This window comes from Erythrobacter sp. KY5 (genome assembly GCF_003264115.1).
Classification (GTDB): Bacteria; Pseudomonadota; Alphaproteobacteria; order Sphingomonadales; family Sphingomonadaceae; genus Erythrobacter.
In genome coordinates this window covers 2,335,322-2,352,269 of record NZ_CP021912.1, presented here as the reverse complement: position 1 = coordinate 2,352,269, position 16,948 = coordinate 2,335,322, and the positions used below count along the sequence as shown (strand labels likewise).

Below are 16,948 nucleotides of genomic sequence, written 5' to 3'. Positions count from 1 at the left end.
ACTTTTTTGCACCTGCGAAATAAGACAAGCCAAGACCGCTTTCTTGCGCTATGAGCGCGGCACACAGGGCCTTGCTGCACGTGCAGCGGCCTGATCGAGTCGTGCGCTCAGAACGCATTGGGCTCGTCCCTTTTCCAAGCGCGCTTCCCGTGCGCTGACATTCAAGCGAAATACCATGTCATTTGAAACACTTCCGCCCGCCATTGGCGAGGCATTGGCCGAACGCGGCTATTCCGAGCCCACTCCCGTTCAGGCCGCTGCGATGTCCCCCGATTCCGCCGGACGCGACCTGATCGTCTCGGCCCAGACCGGGTCGGGCAAGACCGTCGCATTCGGGATCGCATTGGCGCAGGACATCCTCAACGAGATCAGCGCGACGCCGCTTCAGGAAAAGCCGCTGGCACTCGTGATCGCGCCCACGCGCGAACTCGCGCTTCAGGTGAGCCGCGAGCTTGGCTGGCTCTACGCCAAGGCCGGTCTGCGGATTGCCACCTGTGTCGGCGGTATGGACGCAAGCAAGGAACGCCGCGCCCTGCGGTCTGGCCCCGCCATCGTCGTGGGCACGCCGGGCCGTCTGCGCGATCACCTCGAACGCGGTCCGCTCGACCTCTCCGGGCTCGTGGGTGTCGTTCTGGATGAAGCGGACGAAATGCTCGACATGGGCTTTCGCGAAGACCTTGAAGAAATCCTCGACGCGACGCCTGACAAGCGCCGGACGCTGCTGTTCTCGGCGACTATGCCGCAGGCCATCGTGCGGCTCGCTCAGAAATATCAGTCGGACGCGCTGCGCCTCTCGCTCGGGGGCAAGGATCGCGGCCATGGCGATATCGAATATCAGGCGATCACCGTCGCGCCGTCCGAGATCGAGAACGCTGTCGTGAACCTGCTGCGTTTCCACGAGGCGGAATCGGCGATCTGTTTCTGCGCCACGCGTGAGAGCGTGCGGCGGCTTCATTCCGCACTGCAGAACCGGGGCTTTGGCGTCGTTTCCCTGTCGGGTGAGAATTCGCAGTCCGAACGCAATCAGGCGCTGCAGGCCATGCGCGACCGCCGTGCGCGTGTCTGCGTTGCGACCGACGTTGCGGCGCGCGGGATCGACCTGCCGACGCTCAGCCTCGTCATCCATGTCGAGACGCCCCGCGATGCCGAAACGCTTCAGCACCGCTCTGGCCGAACAGGCCGCGCTGGCAAGAAGGGCACGGCGGCGATCATCGTGCCTTTCAATCGGCGCAAGCGCGTCGATTCGATGCTGCGCGGTGCGCAGATCAAGGCTCAGTGGATCGATGCTCCCACGCCCGAGGCGATCCGCAAGAAGGATCACGCGCGGCTGATGGAGAAGCTGACTCTGCCCGATGAGTACGAAGCCGACGACCGCGCGATTGCCAGCGAACTGCTTGACCGCATGTCGCCTGCCGACATTGCCGCCGCACTGGTGAAGGCACACCGGGCCAAGATGCCCGAACCCGAAGAGATGCTCGCCAACACGCCGGAAGCGCGCGACAAGGCCAAGAAGGACAGTCACCGTCCCGGCTTTGAAGACACCGTCTGGTTCAAGATGGGAATCGGACGCAGGCAGAATGCCGAACCGCGCTGGCTCCTGCCGCTTATCTGCCGTCGCGGTCACATCACCCGTAACGAAATCGGCGCGATCCGGGTTGGACAGAATGAAACCTGGTTCCAGATACCCCGTCCGATCGCTGCCAAGTTTGCAGCCACGATTGAGCAGACAGTTTCAAGCGACGACGATCAGGATGCCATCCTTATCGAGGAATCGGCGGAAGGCCCCCGGATGGAGGCTCGAAACAATCGCAAGAACAATGCGGGCAAACCCTTCGTGAAGCCGTTTAGCCGAGGCAAGAACGCCAAACCCAAGGAAAAGGGCGCAGGTTTCAAGCCAAAGCATGGCAAGCCCAGCAAGGGCGGCGGTCCCAAGAAGTCGTTCAAGCCCAAGCGATAACAATGCCGGGTATGGTGCCCGCTCGCAAAAGCCTGTTTGAAGCTGCGACCAGATCGTAAAGTCGTCGGCAAGATCATTGCGCGAGCGTCCGCCAGCGGCTTTGTTATCCTCAAGACGAGACTAACATTGGTTAGATAAGAGGGTGACAAGCTGGCGGCTTGTCGCTTTAATCCTCACCGAATCGGGGAATTCGATGGGGGCAATCATGAAATTCGAACGGCTGTTTGCTGTATTCGCGGCAATTCTGGCTTTGGGCTTTGCAGGCATTTCGCCAGCGGCAGCGCAGGACGACAATCGCCCGATTGTCGGCATCGCGCAGATGGAAGACCTGACCGGCGGCGGCAACGCAGAAAACTTTGTCGCCATGATCGAGACCGCGATCATCGGTTCGGGAAAGTTCCGCATCATCGAACGCGCGCGCCTTGCGACGCTGATGGAAGAGCAGGGACTGGCGCTCAGCGGCACGACCACCACCAATCGTCCCGGCCAGACCGGCGGTTTCGAAGGGGTGGATTACCTCGTTTACGGCACGATCTCGTCCATTTCGGCGACCAACCGTTCGGATATCGGCGGAAGCATGCTTCGCGGGCTTCTGGGCGGCAGCCGCAGCCAGCCCGACTGCTACAAAACGCGGGTCCGCATGGAAGCCGACATTCGCATCACCGACACCAATTCCGGCGAAGTGCGCTACGCAACCCGCATCAGCGAGGAACAGGATTCGGCAACGGTGTGCGGCGGGGGCAGCCAGATCGATTCAGCGGCTCTGCTGCGTTCATCGGCTGACCAGATCGCGACTGGCCTGGTCACCGCGATCTTCCCGATCCAGGTTGCAGCGGTTCAGGGCGATGGCACGGTCATCCTCAACTTTGGACAAGGCGCGGTGCAGCGCGGCGACTTCCTCATGATCTACGGCGAAGCAACCGAAATTCCGGACCCCTCGGGCACCGGCACCATCAAGATCGATGGTGAGCAATTCGGCGCGATCCAGGTCACCGATGTGCAGACCGGCTTCAGCCGCGCAGTGCAGGTGACCCAGTTCAGTCAGCCTTTGCAGGTCGGCGCTATTGCGCGCCCGACGGACAGCGACACGGTACGCGATCTCGAACGCGCACAAAGGCGTCGCCGCTGACAGACGCGCTCGGAGGCGGGCAGGATTGCCTGGCCTCGGCGCTCAAGGTGCATCCCAAAGAGGGGGGAACACGATGAAGGCTTTTCTTGCACGCATAGCGTTCGCGCTCGGATTGCTCGGCGGCTTGTTCGCCCTGACGACTACCTCGGCAAGCGCACAGGACGAGGCGCGCGTGCGCGTGGGTACGATCACGGCGGGGCAGACCTGCACCACGTGGCGCAATTATGAAGGCAGCCGCCTCACATACTCCGAAGCGGAATATGCGCGATACTGGGGTGCGGCGGCGGCGAGGCGGTATTACCTGTCGCACACCACCTGGCGCAGCTGGGTCGTGAAAGACTGCCAAGATAACTTCGCAAGCCTTCGCAGCACTGTCGAAGCCTCGCTTGCCTCGACCGGCAGGCTGACTGTCGGGCGAGGGGGCTACACGCTCGACATTCGCATCTCGAACATTTCCTCCACCCCGCCTGCAACTAGCCAGCCTGTGCGCGGCGATGCCTCGTATCGCACAAGCTGGGGTACGGCATTGGTGACGGCAGATTACATCCTGCGCGACCGCAACGGCGACAGCGTCGATGGCGGCGCGATTACCAAGCGGATCGAAATGTCGCGCACGCTCGACACCAACCGGATGAGCGTTTCCGTAAGCGAGCCCGGCGCTGCCGTGTACAACCTGATGCAGAACGAAGTCGCCCTCGCAATCGCGCGCGAAGTGACCTTCGCGATCGAACCGGCACGGGTGATTGCGGCTGAAGGTGACTGGATCGAAATCAATTATGGCCGCCCGCTGGTGGAGCTTGGCGACAGGCTCGACGTCAAGAAAACGCGCGGGATCGGATCGATCCGTTACCGCGTCGTTTCGGCGAGTGACAACGATGCCGTTGCCGAAGTCGATGGCGATAACGATACATCGGACATCGAACCGGGCAATCTCGTCACCTTCATCGAGAAAGATTCGGACGCCGCCAATTCGAGGCGTTTTCAGCGCAGGCGTTTGCCGTAGGAATATGGCCCGCGCCTGATAGACCGGCTTCAGCTCAAATTGGCACCCATCGTTTCGCTGATGAAGCTGAACACTTCTTCGAGCCTCAGTCCGAGCGACTGAAATGCAATCACTGCGGCAAGCGAGATGAGCGCTGCGATCAGCCCATATTCGATCGCGGTTGCGCCATCCTCGTCACGGGCGAGTCTATGTAGCATGGCAGCATCTTCCTTCCGCCCTATGCTATTGATATAACGGAATTAATGCAGGTTCACCCAGGCTGGTTAACTGGCTGGAAGTGATAAATCGAGGCCTGATGCCGTCGCGCCATTCCCCGTATCGGGTGGACGTTGGACCGCTTTCCTACAGGCGGGTCTTGTGCGAAGTGAAAACCATGATCGCAATTCAAACCAACCGGGCGTTTCGCCCCTGCGAACTGACCGCTTTTTCAAGTGCGCGCAGTTTCGCTCTGGACCGTGTAACATGCGGTCCACTTCTCAACTTGCACGCCTCACGGGAAAAGCCGCAGGCTTCACTTGGCGTTCACTTGCGCGCTGGCTATACGCTCCTGTCATGACCACCAAGCTCACCATGCGTAACCGCATCGCTCGCGCCGTTCTTCTCGGCGCTGGATTTGCCACTCTTGCTGCCTGTGGCGGCGGTTCTGCCAATGAAGACGTGGCCTATGTCGCGCGCGACGTCGAATCGCTTTATGCAGAGGCGCAGCGGCGGCTCGATCGCGGCAACACCACGCTTGCCGCGGCTCTGTTCGACGAGGTTGAGCGCCAACACCCCTATTCGCCGTGGGCCCGCCGCGCGCAGTTGATGAGCGCGTTCTGCTATTACATCGCGCGCGATTACAACAAGGCGATCCAGAACTCGCAGCGCTTCTTGTCGATCCACCCGGGTAACAAGGACGCGCCTTACGCCTACTACCTGATTGCGCTCTCCTATTACGAGCAGATCAGCGACGTGAACCGCGACCAATCGATCACGGAGCAGGCGCAGATCGCGCTTCGCGAAGTGAACCGCCGTTTCCCGCAGACAGAATACGCTGCCGATGCTCGCCTCAAGCTTGACCTTGTGGCCGATCACCTTGCGGGCAAGGAAATGGAGATCGGGCGTTTCTACCAGCGTTCGGGCCGCTGGCTCGCCGCGCAGCTGCGTTTCCGCAACGTCGTTGAAACCTACGAGACGACCAGCCACACGCCAGAGGCACTTTACCGCCTGACCGAAAGCAGCCTTGCGCTCGGCATCCGCGAAGAAGCGGTAAAGTATGCAGCCGTGCTCGGCGCGAACTATCCCGGCACCGAGTGGTACGACAAGGCGTTCGAACTGGTCGAAGACCACGCAAGCGGCGTCACCCCCAGCTAAGAGCTTGTCGCCTGATGACGGGCGGGTGCGATTGGGTTAGAGCGGGGCCACGATGCTGACCCGTCTGTCGATCCGAAACATCGTTCTTATCGAAGCGCTCGACCTCGATTTCGGGCGCGGGCTTGGCGTGCTTACCGGGGAGACCGGGGCGGGCAAGTCGATCCTGCTCGACGCTCTGGGGCTGGTGCTGGGCGACCGCGCCGAAACCGGGTTGGTGCGCGCCGGTGAAGCGAAGGCGAGCGTGACGGCAAGCTTCGACTTTGCAACCCTTCCCGCCCCCATCGCCGAAGCGCTCGACGATGCCGATCTTGAGCTCGAACCCGGCGAACCGCTGATCATCCGGCGGCAGGTGAAGGCCGATGGCGGTTCAAAGGCCTATGTCAACGATCAGCCAACCAGCGTCGCACTGCTGCGCGCGCTTGCTCCCTCGCTTGTCGAACTGCACGGGCAGCACGATGATCGCGGCCTGGTGAATCCGCGTGGTCATCTGGCTCTGCTGGACAGGTTCGCAGGCACCGATCTTGGCTTGCTGGAAAGGCGCTTCGCCAGCTGGGCCAAGGCGGAAGCGCAGCTGGCCGAAGCACGCGATGGGGTTGAGCAGGCCAAGGCCGATCAGGATCTGCTGATCGCGCACCTCGCTGAACTGACCGCGCTCGAACCGCAGGCGGGTGAAGAAGCAAGGCTCGCTGCAACCCGTGCCGACATGCAGAAGGGCGAGAAGCTGTCGGGCGAGCTGGAAGAGCTGCGACATATCTGGGAAGGTTCGGATTCGCCGCTTGCGTCGCTCAGGGTGGCTGCCCGCAAGCTTGACCGGATTGCCGAACAACACCCTCTTCTGGCTGAAGCGCTGGCTGCTCTCGACCGGGCGGTGATCGAGGCGGGCGAGGCGGAGGAGAGGCTCGAATCCGCAGCCGAAGCGCTGGTTCATGATCCGCAGGCACTCGACGCGGCAGAAACGCGGCTGTTCGAATTGCGAGCGCTCGCCCGCAAGCATCGCTGCGAAGTGGACGAACTGCCGGAACTGATGCGCGAGATGCGGGTCCGGCTCGACTCGATCGAGAGTGGCGAAGCGCAGCTCGACGCGCTCGAAGCGGCGGCAAAGGAAGCTCGCGAGGCTTATGGCGAGGCAGCGGGCATGGCGCACGAGGTTCGCATTGCGGCGGCCAAGCGGCTCGACAAGGCGGTCGCCGCGGAACTCGCGCCGCTGAAGCTTGATGCCGCGCGCTTCCTGACGGCCATCGGCAAACTGCCGCCGGAAAAGTGGGGCAGGCTCGGCATGGACTCCGCCGAGTTCCTTATCGCGACCAATCCCGGCGCAGACTTCGCACCGCTCACGAAGATCGCATCGGGCGGCGAATTGTCGCGCTTCATCCTCGCGCTCAAGGTCGCCCTGGCGGAAAAGGGCGGGGCAGCGACGATCATCTTCGACGAAATCGACCGCGGAGTTGGCGGGGCAGTGGCAAGCGCGATTGGCGAAAGGCTGGCCCGGCTTGCGTCGGATGAAGGTCAGCTGCTCGCCGTTACACACTCGCCTCAGGTCGCCGCGCGCGGACGGATGCATTACCTGATCGCCAAGGCGTCAAGCGGCACGGTGACCAAGACCAGCGTCGTCCTTCTGAACGAGAGCGGCCGTCAGGAAGAGATCGCCCGCATGCTTTCTGGCGCGGAAGTGACACCGGAGGCGCGCGCGCAGGCGGATCGCTTGCTGGAAGGCGTGTGATGGAAGACGGCGACGACTTCGAGAGTCTTTCATCGGGTGAAATGGCGATGGTCGCAGGGGCCGCAATCCTCTCGCTCGTCGGTACGTTGATAGGCCTCGCCGGGCTTTTGATGTGGGGCATCCGCACCTTCGAGATGATGTTCCCGCCCTCTGGCGATGGACCGCGCCTGCTGGAAGACTTCGCGCCCTACCTCACCGCGCTCCATTTCGTGCTGACACTCGTGATTACGGCATGCGGCGTGCTCAATATGATGATCGCGACGCGCGGGCGCGATTTTGTCGAGGGCGGATGGAAACGCTGGCTCATGTTCTCCGCCGTGAGCTTCGCCGCAGGCGTGCTGTTCTTCACCGTGCCCACAACCATTTGATTGATGATCAAGGAGAGCGCTGAGGTGTCAGCCAATCCCGTATCGCAGATGACCGAAGCCGATGCTGCGAACGAACTGATGCGGCTCGCCAGACAGATCGCGCGTCACGACCGGCTGTATCATGCTGACGACGATCCAGAGATATCCGATCAGGAATACGATGCGTTGGTCAGGCGCAATCGCGAAGTTGAGGAAGCGTTTCCGCATCTGGTGCGCGAGGACTCGCCGTCCAGGAGGGTAGGGCATGGCGTCGCTTCCTCGCCTTTGTCGAAGGTCACTCACGAGGTTCGTATGATGAGCCTCGACAATGCGTTCAACCGCGAAGAGGTGGAGGAATGGACTGCGCGCATCCGGCGTTATCTCAATCTGGATGCGGGCGAAGAGGTCGCGATCACGGCTGAAGACAAGATCGACGGGCTGTCCTGCTCGCTTCGCTACGAAAATGGCAAGCTGGTTCGTGCAGCCACACGCGGTGATGGGCAGGTGGGTGAGGATGTGACTCCCAATGTGCGACACATCTCCGACATCCCTGAAGAGTTGCCGGATGGCGTGCCCGAGGTCTTCGAGGTGCGCGGCGAAGTCTACATGTCCCGTGCCGACTTCGCCGCTCTCAATGCTGCACAGGAAGAAGCCGGCGGCAAACTGTTTGCCAATCCGCGTAACGCCGCGGCTGGATCGCTGCGCCAGAAGGATGCGAGCGTAACCGCCAGGCGGCCGCTGAAGTTCTGGGCCTATGGCTGGGGCGCGGCGTCCGACGTCCCCTGTGAGAGCCAGCACGACATGATGCGGATGATAGAAAGCTGGGGCTTTCCGCTCTCTCCGTTCCTCACGCGAACGCTGAGCGTGGACGGAATGATCGCGCATTATGAGGAGATCGGTCGGCAACGCCCTGACCTTGGCTATGAAATTGACGGGGTCGTCTACAAGGTCGACCGGCTCGACTGGCAGCAGCGGCTTGGCTTCGTGGCCAAGGCTCCGCGCTGGGCGCTTGCGCATAAATTCCCGGCGGAGAAGGCGCAGACGACGCTTGAAGCGATCGACATTCAGGTGGGGCGCACTGGCAAGCTAACGCCCGTTGGAAGGCTTGCCCCGGTTCTGGTCGGCGGGGTCACCGTTACCAATGTGACGCTCCACAACCGCGACGAGATCGAGCGGCTCGGCGTGAGGCCGGGTGACCGGATCGTGATCCAGCGCGCAGGCGACGTGATCCCGCAGGTTGTCGAAAACCGGACGCGCGATGAGGAGCGCGCGACATTCGATTTCCCGGATCATTGTCCTGAATGCGACAGCGAGGCCGTCGCCGAGGAAGGCGAGGTCGATGTTCGCTGCACAGGTGGTCTCATATGTCCGGCGCAACGCACTCAAAGGCTTGAGCATTTCGTCAGTCGAAAAGCGCTCGACATCGACGGGTTCGGATCGAAAACGATCGCGCAATTCTTCGCGCTGGGATGGCTCGAAAGTCCCGCTGACATCTTCCGGCTCAAGCATCGCCGTGATGACATCCTCGCGCTTGAAGGATGGCAGGGCAAGTCTGTGGATAACCTGTTGGCCTCTGTGGAGAACCGCCGTGAGCCAGACGCAGCCCGCCTGCTGTTCGGGCTAGGCGTCCGCCATGTGGGCGAGGTCACCGCGCGCGACCTGATGAAGCACGTGCACGAACTGCCCGCCCTGCGCGCAATCGCAGAGAAGGCACGCGCCGGGGATGAGGACGCCGCGAGCGAGCTCACCGCAATCGATGGCATCGGTCCAAGCGTCGTGGAAGCGTTGGGCGATTTCTTCCATGAACCGCACAATGTCGCGGTTTGGGAAGACATCCTGTCTGAAGTCACCCCGCCGCGCTACGAAGTCGAGACACTCGACAGTCCTGTTGCTGGCAAAACCGTGGTCTTCACCGGCAAGCTCGAAACGATGAGCCGCGACGAGGCCAAGGCACAGGCAGAACGCCTCGGTGCGAAGGCGGCGGGCTCTGTCAGCGCGAAAACCGATCTGCTCGTCGCGGGGCCCGGGGCGGGGTCCAAGCTGAAGAAGGCGGAGCAATTGGGTATCGAGGTCATCGACGAAGCAGCCTGGGCGCAAATTGTCGCCCAGGCGGGGTAATGATTACGAGTTTTCAACAAGTTCTTTGGAAACCTCGGCGCCTGAATTTGTAGTACCAGCATGAGCAAAACGACCGTTTTCAGCTATTTCGCGCTTTGTCTCCCGATCCTGGCGCTCGTCGTGTGGCTGGTGGCCAGCTCCCAGAAAGAAGGGCAGCCTCGCACCACGGTTGCCCTTGATGCGCCGTCTATCGCTGTCGCCGTGGCTACCCCCGAGGAGCGAGCATTCGAGCAGAAGCTTGAGGAAATCGGAGCCTCGTTAAGCGGCACGGTCGGCATCGCGGTGGAGGACGTTGATACGGGCGAGCTGTACGAATTCAACGGCGACGAAATGCTCCCGCAGCAAAGCGTGACCAAGTTATGGGTCGCTATGGCTGCGCTTTCGCAAGTCGACCAGGGTGATCTGAAGCTCACTGAAAGGGTTCGGATCGGACGTGACGATCTGACGCTGTTTCATCAGCCGATCCGAGAGATCGTCAAAGCGCGCGGAAGCTACGATACGAACTATCGCGACCTATTCGAAAGATCGATCACCCGCAGCGACAACACCGCAAACGATCGGCTTCTGCGCCGTGTCGGTGGCCCGGAAGTGGTGCAGAAATGGCTGAGCGACAATCAATTGGACGGCATTCGCTTCGGCACCGATGAGCGCTCCAAACAAAGCGCGATTGCGGGACTGAACTGGTCGCCGTTCTATTCGATCGACCGACAATTCTACGAAGCGCGCGACCGTGTGCCCGACGCCATCCGCCGCGCGGCTTTCGAAGGCTACCTTGCCGACCCTATCGACGGTGCAAGCGCAAACGCCATCGCGTCTGCCCTCGCGAAACTGGCGAGGGGCGATCTGCTGGGAGAGAACACGACCATGTTGCTGCGAAACACGCTTGAGCAGACGCGCAGCGGACCCCGGCGTTTGAAAGGCGGTGCTCCTGATGGTTGGCGGGTCGAACACAAGACCGGGACCGGACAGGTCTATGGCGATGAGCAAAGCGGCTATAACGACGTGGGCATCCTCACATCGCCCGATGGCAGAGAATATGCCGTCGCAGTCCTGATCGGCCGAACCAGCGAACCGACGCCCGTACGCATGGACATGATGCAGCAAGTGACGATTGCGATTGCCGAGTTTCATGCCGCTCGCAAGGATGCTGTGGGTGAACCGATCCTGGTGGGAGCAGAGAGTTGAGCGAGCTTGAGCGGTTTCACGAGCAAGCGCTGATTGTGGCCAAACACCTTCGTGAGCGCGGAGAGAAACTTGCAGTCGCCGATGGCGCCACAGGGGGTCTGATCGCTGCAAGCTTCCTTACCGTTTCCGGCGCTCTCGACTTCTTCGTCGGGGGAGGCGTCGTCTATTCATTCAGAGCCCGCGATGTCCTGTTCGATCTCCCGTGCGAAGCATACAAGGGTATGCGCGGGGCAAGCGAAGAGTACGCCCTGCTTCAGGCACGCGCGATCCGTGACAATTTTGGCGCGGATTGGGGCCTGGCTGAAAGCGGCTCGGTCGGCGGCAATTCAAAGCATCCCACAGGCGCAGCCGCCGGTCGCAGTGTCGCGGCGTTGGTGGGGCCTGGGGGAGAATTCACTTCAGTGCTTGAAACGCAGAGTGAAGACCGCATTGCCAACATGCACGCCTTCAACCGCAATGCTCTCGACCTGGCAATCCGCGCTTTTGGCGAGGCCTAATCGTTGGGCATGATGTAGATCTCGCGCACCGCCGCCGTTTTGGGCTGAGAGAGTGCGTAGACCACGGCGCTTGCAACATCTTCGGGCTGGATTTTGGTGGGCTTAGGCTCATCGAAGAATGCGGTGTCGACCATCCCCGGCGCGATTACGGTTGCGCGGCCACCCCATTCGCGCATTTCCTCGGCAAGGTTTTCCCCAAATCCATGCACGAAATGTTTGGTCGCTGAATAAACCGAACCCTTGAAGCTATCGCGTCCGGCCTTTGAGCCGGTGACGACGTAGTGGCCCTTGGTCTCTTTGAGATACGGCGTTGCGTAATGCGCGAGAAGGAGCGGCGCGAGGACATTGACGTGGATCATGTCATGCCATTCATCCGGATCGCCGTTTTCAATACCCGGCTTCTCGACACCGGTCCCGGCATTGGCAAAGACCGCGTCGATCTGTCCAAACTTCGCTTTCGTCTTTTCGAGCGCATCGCTTATCTCGTCGCGCTGGGTCACATCGCAGGGGATGGCAAGCGCGGCATCGCCAATCTCATGCGCCAGCTGTTCGATGTTGTCGTGCGAGCGGGCGCAAAGCGCGACGTTCCAGCCAGCTTCGGCCGCGGCTTTTGCCGTCGCGGCGCCAATGCCTGATGATGCGCCAGTGATGAGGAGGGTCTTGCTCATGGGTATTTCCTTTGGATTGTGTCTCTCTTGCAGGAACAATGAGGGGGCACATCCTCACGTTCCCAGAAAATTTTTGCGCACCTTGTCGAATCCGGCTTGCCCCCAGCGTCTCCGTGTCAGAGCCTCGCCATGGTGGCGCGGCTGACTGCGAAGAGGATGTGACATGCAATTCATGCTGCTGATTAACGAGGACGAGAGCATCTACGACGGCGACGAAGGTGCAAAGCGGATGGAAGAGACGCTCGCTGGCCACATGGCGCTCGCAAAAGCGTGGGCCGAGAAAGGCGTCGCATTTTCGGGCGAGCGGTTGAAGCTGGGATCGACGGCAACGACAATCAGGTGGGATGCCGGCACCCACACGCTTCACGATGGACCGTTTGCTGAAACGCACGAGGAGCTGGGCGGTTTTTACATTATCGACGTCGCGTCACTCGATGACGCGCTCGATTGGGCAAGACAGATCCCGGTTCCCGGCAAGGGCGCGGTCGAAGTACGCCCGATCTGGCCGATGGAAGGGTGAACCTGGCGCGAGAGATCGCGGACGCACGGCCACGGGTGATTTCCGCCCTGGCCGTGCAATTCCGCGACCTCGACCTTGCCGAAGACGCCTTTGCCGATGCAGCGATAAAGCTGATCGAACATGCTGAGCGGCCTGAAAGGGTGGCCAGCTGGTTGTTCGTCGTCGCCAGACGCAAGGTGCTGGACGCCGTGCGAAGGCAGGCGAGGCAGGGTAGGGCTCTCGAGCGAAGCGCTCCGGTCGAAGATATGGCAGATATTTTCACCATGCCAGAACCGATCGCGGATGAACGGTTGCGACTGATCTTCATCTGCTGCCATCCCGCACTTGCCATCGAAGCGCGAACGGCGCTTGCGCTCAAGGTCATTTGCGGGCTGCGGGTCGATGTGATCGCGCGCCTTTTCGTTACCAGCGAAGCGACCATGTATCAGCGCATTACCCGTGCCAAAGCCAAGGTGCGCGACGCCGGTATTGCCTTTGAGCTCCCGCCGCGAAAGGCGTGGGGAGAGCGGCTTGAGGCAGTGCTGCTTACCCTGGAGCTCGCATACACCGCTGCCTATCAGGACGCAGCGGGAGAGATCGACCCCGAATTGTCCGCCGAAGTTGCGAGGCTTGCCGCATTGATTGCCGAGCTTCTGCCAGAAGAACCCGAAGCTCTCGGACTGGCGGCGCTTGTCTGGCTTGCCCGGTCGCGGGAGGCCGCCAGACTTGATGCAAGCGGCGCGATGGTCCCCCTGTCACAGCAGGACACGCGTAACTGGGACTTCGCAGCGATAGAGACCGCGCGCAATTGGCTCGACCGCGCGGCAAAAGCGGGCTCATCGGGTCCCTATCAGGTGATGGCCGCGATCCAGCTTACCCATGCTCGCAAAGCCTTTGATGGGGCCACCGATTGGGCGGCGGTCGCGGCGATGTACGATGCGCTTATGGCGATGCGTCCGGGACCGATGATTGCCGTGAACCGGGCGGTGGCTCTGGAGAAAACCAAGGGTGCAAGCGCGGCGCTTGAGGCTCTGGACGCCATCGAACAGCCGCGAGTTCGCACGTCGCGACCTTACCTTGTGGCAAGAGCGCAAATGTATTCGCAGCTGGGCCAATCAGATGCCGCGCGCAAAGAGTTGAGCCGTGCGCTGGCACAGAACGTTCCGCGTGCCGAGCGACTGTTTCTGGAACGCAAACTCAGCGAGCTGGCTCAAAATCCGCGATCCATTTCATGACACCGCCCGGGAATGGAGACCAGACGCCAATCTTGGCACCGGCGGTGGCCAGTTGATCGCTTGTCCATTGATTGCAGGTGTTGCCGAGATGATACGTCCCGCGCGCGGTGTAGAACACGTCGTGCGTATCATAGCCGGGTAACACCTCGCGCGTTTCAGCCGGGGCGATTTGCGCGCTTATCGCCGCGGCGAGCGCCCGGTACTCGGCTGGCCGCAGGTGCATCACACGGTAATCGCTCGAAGGGGCAGGACGGACATAGTGCGCCACATGCAGCACGCCTTCTCCCCCGAACATCGCCCTGACAACCGTGACCGGATTGACGTCAAACCAGGTCGGGGTTTCCAGGAAAAACCTGCGCTCGCCCCAGCTTACGGCAACATGCGTATAGTCCCGCGATGATGCGATGATGTCGCTTGCCGGAAAGATGCCGCGCCAGTCCTGTTCGGGCGTGATGATCGGCATGGCGATTTCCGTATGGATGCCATTGGTGCCGACGAGGATTGCGATGGTACGTTCGGTCGTCGGGTCGGGCTCGGTCCAGCTTGTGTTGCGCGGAATTGAGGAGCCGATCCAGCCCGACAGCGCAAACAGGACCATGGCCGCAATCAGCAAGAGCCCTGCTACGCGCAAAACTCTCAGAACACGCTTCCCGCCTTTGCTTTTACTGGAGGCTGGCACGCCAGGTCTTACGTTTTCTGAACCACAGGATCGCCCAGTCGCCGCGCTGTGCTCTGAGGACACGGCGGAACCCTGCCCGGCGGTAGGCTCTACAAACGGCGGCTTCCTGTTCGCCGGCGAGCAGGCCTGCGAGCAAAACCGATCCTCCTTGCGCTGTAGCCGCTGCAAAGTCGGGCGCGAGCTCTACCAATGGTCCTGCAAGAATGTTCGCGATCAGGAGGTCATACGGGCCCCGCATCTGCAAAAGTTCGTTGTCCATGCCGTCTGCGATGACCATCGTCATCTCGCCGCGACCTGTGCCGAGTTCCACGCCGTTAAGTCCGGCATTCACATCCACCACATCGGCGCAAATGACATCAATGTCGGATGCGGTCGCCTTAGCGGCGGGCCAAAGTTTCATCGCTGCGAACCCAAGCAAGCCGGTTCCCGTGCCGATATCCGCAATATTGCGCGCGACAAGGCCGTGCGATTTCATGGCCGAAAGCACTTCCAGACAGCCAGCGGTGGTTTCGTGCTGCCCGGTGCCAAACGCTTGCGCTGCCGGGATGATGAAATTGACTGCTTCCAGGTCGTCGGGAAATTCGGGCGTGTGCACATGAAAGCGACCGGCGCGGATCGGCTGGGCCCCTTTTTGGCTGAGCGTGAGCCAGTCCTCATCGCCAAGCTTCTCGACCGACATTGCCGGAGCCTTACCTTCGAAAAGCGAAGCAATTGCGCGCTTTTGCGTCGGGCCCGGCTTTTCGGGATACCACGCCTCCAGCACCCATTCCTGAGGCCGATCCTCTGCGATCTCGCGTCCGGAGATGACGAGATCAAAGTCCCAGTCTTCCAGCTCGTCATGGGCAAGCAGGGCGGCTTGCACCACCGGCTTGGGCGCAAAGGCAGAGATCTTCCAGCTGGTCACTGATTAGGCCCCGCTTCGCTTTCGAGACGCGCATCGAGGTCTCTGGTTTTGCCAGCAGCAAAGTCTTCGCAAGAGATGCCATTATCGAACCTGCCCAATGCGGCGCGTTCTATCATCTTGCTGTGTGAGGGGTGCGGCGTCAGCAATATGTCGCAATCAAGCTCAGCGATGCGGGCGATGCCTTCGCGATAGGCGCGTAGATATTCCGGATGGTCCGAAAACCGGTAATCGTCCGCGCTGACCGGGCTAAGGCTGTCGGCGTAGACGATCATGAGGCATTCCTCCCCATCGCAGCTCTTCCAGTACCAGCTCATCGCACCCGGACTGTGGCCGGGCGTAGCGAGGGAGACGAGGAAGTTGTCGCCTGCACCCATGCCTTCACCGCTCTGCTGTATGAAATCGACTGTGGTGGGTGCAAAAGGCTCGTGCATTCCGGCCTGTGGATCGGTTTCGGCCACAACGCCGCTTTGCAGGACCGGTGCGGCGGCCGGCGAGGAAACCACCATCGCGCCAGACATTTCGCGCAGCTTTTCGATGCCGCCGATATGGTCGAAATGCTCATGGCTGAACCCGATGAGCGTGACGTCGCGAATGTCGAAGCCCAGCGCGGCAATGTTGGCGGCGACGACCTCCGCCCCGGTCTCGGTCCCGGTGTCGAGGAGGATGTGTCCTTCAGGGTCGGTTATCAGGATCGCCGAGATGCCGCAGGTCCCGACATAATAGGTGGTGCCATGGATGCGAAAGGGCTGGGCAGGCTTGTCCCAATTGTCCCACGGCTCGCAATCATCGGCAAAGCGCTGGATGTCGGCACTTGGCGAGCGCGCTTCGGCATCTGGCTGCGAGACTGCACTGCTGGCGAGAAGCGCGAAGGCGGTGGTGAGACTAACGTACAAAGCTCGCTCCATTGGCGTCGATCACAGCGCCTGTCATGCTGGGTGGGGCGTCGAGCGCGCAGAAGGTGATGATGCGGGCAATCTCCTCAGGGGTCGCAACGCGGCCAAGCGGTATATCGGATAACAATCCGGCGCCGCCTCGGCTTTCAAGATAATCGCCAGCCATGCTGGTGTCGGTAAAGCCGGGAGTGATAGCGTAGCTCAAGATGCCCTCGGCGGCATAGGCGCGCGCGATCGTCTTGTGCATCGCGATCATACCGCCCTTCGCTGCCGCATAATGCCAATGCGCCGGAGAATCTCCTCGGTAAGCCGCGCGGCTGGCGACATGGACGAGCCGTCCTCCTGCTCCACACGACTGCCAGTGCCTTACAGCGAACCTGCTGATCTGTGCCGCAGCGGTTAGGTTGATGCGGACGGTATCTTCCCAAGCGTCAAGCCATTCGATGTCGGAGCGTTCGAGCCGGTTCTGTTCGAAAAGTCCGGCGTTGTTGACGACTGCGGCGATGTTTGCGCCACTGCGGTCCATTGCCTCTTCCCAAAGCATCTGTGCAGCGCGCGGGTCGGAAAAATCCGCTGCGATGCGGCTTGGCTCGCCAGAGCGTGTCTGGTGACCGATCACCTTGATACCGCGCTCCTCCAACGCGGTCGCGGCGGCAGCGCCGATCCCCCGGCTCGATCCCGTGACGAGAATAGCGGTCATGTACGACCCCTTGTGTGCAAGCTTTTATGCCAATTCATGCAATCCTCTATCCGAATTTTTG

Annotated in this window: 17 protein-coding genes; 11 read left to right on the top strand and 6 right to left on the bottom strand. The window is 61.4% G+C overall.

Annotated features, from left to right (window positions below; translation table 11 throughout):
- Positions 1 to 175: 175 nt before the first annotated feature.
- The 3 genes from CD351_RS11130 (at position 176) to CD351_RS11120 (ending at position 4,089) form a co-directional block, all read left to right on the top strand.
- Entirely contained in the window at positions 176 to 1,957 is a 1,782-nt protein-coding gene (locus tag CD351_RS11130; RefSeq protein ID WP_111992709.1) for a DEAD/DEAH box helicase, read from the top strand.
- A 205-nt stretch (positions 1,958 to 2,162) separates the two neighbouring features.
- Positions 2,163 to 3,086, top strand: coding sequence for a CsgG/HfaB family protein (locus CD351_RS11125; RefSeq protein WP_162627700.1), 924 nt, complete (start codon positions 2,163 to 2,165; stop codon positions 3,084 to 3,086).
- A gap of 73 nt (positions 3,087 to 3,159) precedes the next feature.
- Positions 3,160 to 4,089 carry a hypothetical protein gene (locus CD351_RS11120; RefSeq protein WP_111992707.1) on the top strand — a complete coding sequence of 310 codons (930 nt, stop codon included), beginning with the start codon at positions 3,160 to 3,162 and terminating at the stop codon, positions 4,087 to 4,089.
- A 29-nt stretch (positions 4,090 to 4,118) separates the two neighbouring features.
- Here CD351_RS11120 and CD351_RS11115 read toward each other — a convergent pair whose 3' ends face one another.
- On the bottom strand, positions 4,119 to 4,286 hold the full coding sequence (locus CD351_RS11115) for a Flp family type IVb pilin (RefSeq protein ID WP_111992706.1): 168 nt from the start codon (positions 4,284 to 4,286) through the stop codon (positions 4,119 to 4,121).
- Between the two features lie 355 nt (positions 4,287 to 4,641).
- On the opposite strand from CD351_RS11115, the gene CD351_RS11110 reads away from it, so the two are divergent.
- The 6 genes from CD351_RS11110 to CD351_RS11085 are packed head-to-tail and all read left to right on the top strand — an operon-like array spanning position 4,642 to position 11,309.
- Positions 4,642 to 5,442: an outer membrane protein assembly factor BamD gene (locus CD351_RS11110; RefSeq protein WP_111992705.1), complete on the top strand. Its 801-nt coding sequence runs from the start codon at positions 4,642 to 4,644 to the stop codon at positions 5,440 to 5,442.
- 52 nt (positions 5,443 to 5,494) lie between these two features.
- Complete coding sequence (recN, locus tag CD351_RS11105) at positions 5,495 to 7,162, top strand: DNA repair protein RecN (protein ID WP_111992704.1); 1,668 nt, start codon at positions 5,495 to 5,497, stop codon at positions 7,160 to 7,162.
- Entirely contained in the window at positions 7,162 to 7,530 is a 369-nt protein-coding gene (locus CD351_RS11100) for a hypothetical protein (protein WP_111992703.1), read from the top strand. The genes recN and CD351_RS11100 overlap by 1 nt, the downstream gene beginning before the upstream one ends.
- 3 nt (positions 7,531 to 7,533) lie before the next feature.
- Positions 7,534 to 9,627 (top strand): NAD-dependent DNA ligase LigA, encoded by a 2,094-nt coding sequence (gene ligA, locus CD351_RS11095; RefSeq protein ID WP_369880292.1) that lies wholly within the window; start codon positions 7,534 to 7,536, stop codon positions 9,625 to 9,627.
- A gap of 60 nt (positions 9,628 to 9,687) precedes the next feature.
- The gene (locus tag CD351_RS11090; RefSeq protein ID WP_111992702.1) at positions 9,688 to 10,812 is read left to right on the top strand and encodes a serine hydrolase; all 1,125 of its coding nucleotides are present in this window, start codon (positions 9,688 to 9,690) and stop codon (positions 10,810 to 10,812) included.
- Entirely contained in the window at positions 10,809 to 11,309 is a 501-nt protein-coding gene (locus tag CD351_RS11085) for a CinA family protein (protein WP_111992701.1), read from the top strand. Before CD351_RS11090 ends, CD351_RS11085 begins: the two co-directional genes overlap by 4 nt.
- On the opposite strand, the gene CD351_RS11080 is transcribed toward CD351_RS11085, so the two are convergent.
- Complete coding sequence (locus tag CD351_RS11080; protein ID WP_111992700.1) at positions 11,306 to 11,977, bottom strand: SDR family oxidoreductase; 672 nt, start codon at positions 11,975 to 11,977, stop codon at positions 11,306 to 11,308. The two genes, CD351_RS11085 and CD351_RS11080, sit on opposite strands and share 4 nt — an antisense overlap.
- Before the next feature lie 163 nt (positions 11,978 to 12,140).
- Here CD351_RS11080 and CD351_RS11075 point away from each other — a divergent pair, with 163 nt between their 5' ends.
- Together CD351_RS11075 and CD351_RS11070 are read left to right on the top strand one after the other, a co-directional pair.
- On the top strand, positions 12,141 to 12,497 hold the full coding sequence (locus CD351_RS11075) for a YciI family protein (RefSeq protein ID WP_111992699.1): 357 nt from the start codon (positions 12,141 to 12,143) through the stop codon (positions 12,495 to 12,497).
- The gene (locus CD351_RS11070) at positions 12,494 to 13,711 is read left to right on the top strand and encodes an RNA polymerase sigma factor (protein ID WP_234027118.1); all 1,218 of its coding nucleotides are present in this window, start codon (positions 12,494 to 12,496) and stop codon (positions 13,709 to 13,711) included. The genes CD351_RS11075 and CD351_RS11070 overlap by 4 nt, the downstream gene beginning before the upstream one ends.
- Here the strand turns inward: CD351_RS11070 and CD351_RS11065 are convergent.
- From CD351_RS11065 to CD351_RS11050, 4 genes are read right to left on the bottom strand one after another with little or no spacing between them, the layout of a single operon-like run.
- Entirely contained in the window at positions 13,674 to 14,324 is a 651-nt protein-coding gene (locus CD351_RS11065) for a DUF2459 domain-containing protein (RefSeq protein WP_234027117.1), read from the bottom strand. The two genes, CD351_RS11070 and CD351_RS11065, sit on opposite strands and share 38 nt — an antisense overlap.
- 49 nt (positions 14,325 to 14,373) lie before the next feature.
- Positions 14,374 to 15,294 (bottom strand): 50S ribosomal protein L11 methyltransferase, encoded by a 921-nt coding sequence (locus tag CD351_RS11060; protein WP_111992697.1) that lies wholly within the window; start codon positions 15,292 to 15,294, stop codon positions 14,374 to 14,376.
- Positions 15,291 to 16,187 (bottom strand): subclass B3 metallo-beta-lactamase, encoded by an 897-nt coding sequence (bla, locus tag CD351_RS11055; protein WP_162627699.1) that lies wholly within the window; start codon positions 16,185 to 16,187, stop codon positions 15,291 to 15,293. The genes CD351_RS11060 and bla overlap by 4 nt, the downstream gene beginning before the upstream one ends.
- On the bottom strand, positions 16,177 to 16,887 hold the full coding sequence (locus tag CD351_RS11050; RefSeq protein WP_111992695.1) for an SDR family NAD(P)-dependent oxidoreductase: 711 nt from the start codon (positions 16,885 to 16,887) through the stop codon (positions 16,177 to 16,179). Before CD351_RS11050 ends, bla begins: the two co-directional genes overlap by 11 nt.
- Between the last annotated feature and the right edge of the window lie 61 nt (positions 16,888 to 16,948).

What these genes read in the sequence shown, in the direction of transcription:
- CD351_RS11130 (WP_111992709.1), top strand. Translation starts at nt 176, where the DNA reads ATGTCATTTGAAACACTTCCGCCCGCCATTGGCGAGGCATTGGCCGAA.
- CD351_RS11125 (WP_162627700.1), top strand. Translation starts at nt 2,163, where the DNA reads ATGAAATTCGAACGGCTGTTTGCTGTATTCGCGGCAATTCTGGCTTTG.
- CD351_RS11120 (WP_111992707.1), top strand. Translation starts at nt 3,160, where the DNA reads ATGAAGGCTTTTCTTGCACGCATAGCGTTCGCGCTCGGATTGCTCGGC.
- CD351_RS11115 (WP_111992706.1), bottom strand. Translation starts at nt 4,286, where the DNA reads ATGCTACATAGACTCGCCCGTGACGAGGATGGCGCAACCGCGATCGAA.
- CD351_RS11110 (WP_111992705.1), top strand. Translation starts at nt 4,642, where the DNA reads ATGACCACCAAGCTCACCATGCGTAACCGCATCGCTCGCGCCGTTCTT.
- recN (WP_111992704.1), top strand. Translation starts at nt 5,495, where the DNA reads ATGCTGACCCGTCTGTCGATCCGAAACATCGTTCTTATCGAAGCGCTC.
- CD351_RS11100 (WP_111992703.1), top strand. Translation starts at nt 7,162, where the DNA reads ATGGAAGACGGCGACGACTTCGAGAGTCTTTCATCGGGTGAAATGGCG.
- ligA (WP_369880292.1), top strand. Translation starts at nt 7,534, where the DNA reads ATGATCAAGGAGAGCGCTGAGGTGTCAGCCAATCCCGTATCGCAGATG.
- CD351_RS11090 (WP_111992702.1), top strand. Translation starts at nt 9,688, where the DNA reads ATGAGCAAAACGACCGTTTTCAGCTATTTCGCGCTTTGTCTCCCGATC.
- CD351_RS11080 (WP_111992700.1), bottom strand. Translation starts at nt 11,977, where the DNA reads ATGAGCAAGACCCTCCTCATCACTGGCGCATCATCAGGCATTGGCGCC.
- CD351_RS11075 (WP_111992699.1), top strand. Translation starts at nt 12,141, where the DNA reads ATGCAATTCATGCTGCTGATTAACGAGGACGAGAGCATCTACGACGGC.
- CD351_RS11050 (WP_111992695.1), bottom strand. Translation starts at nt 16,887, where the DNA reads ATGACCGCTATTCTCGTCACGGGATCGAGCCGGGGGATCGGCGCTGCC.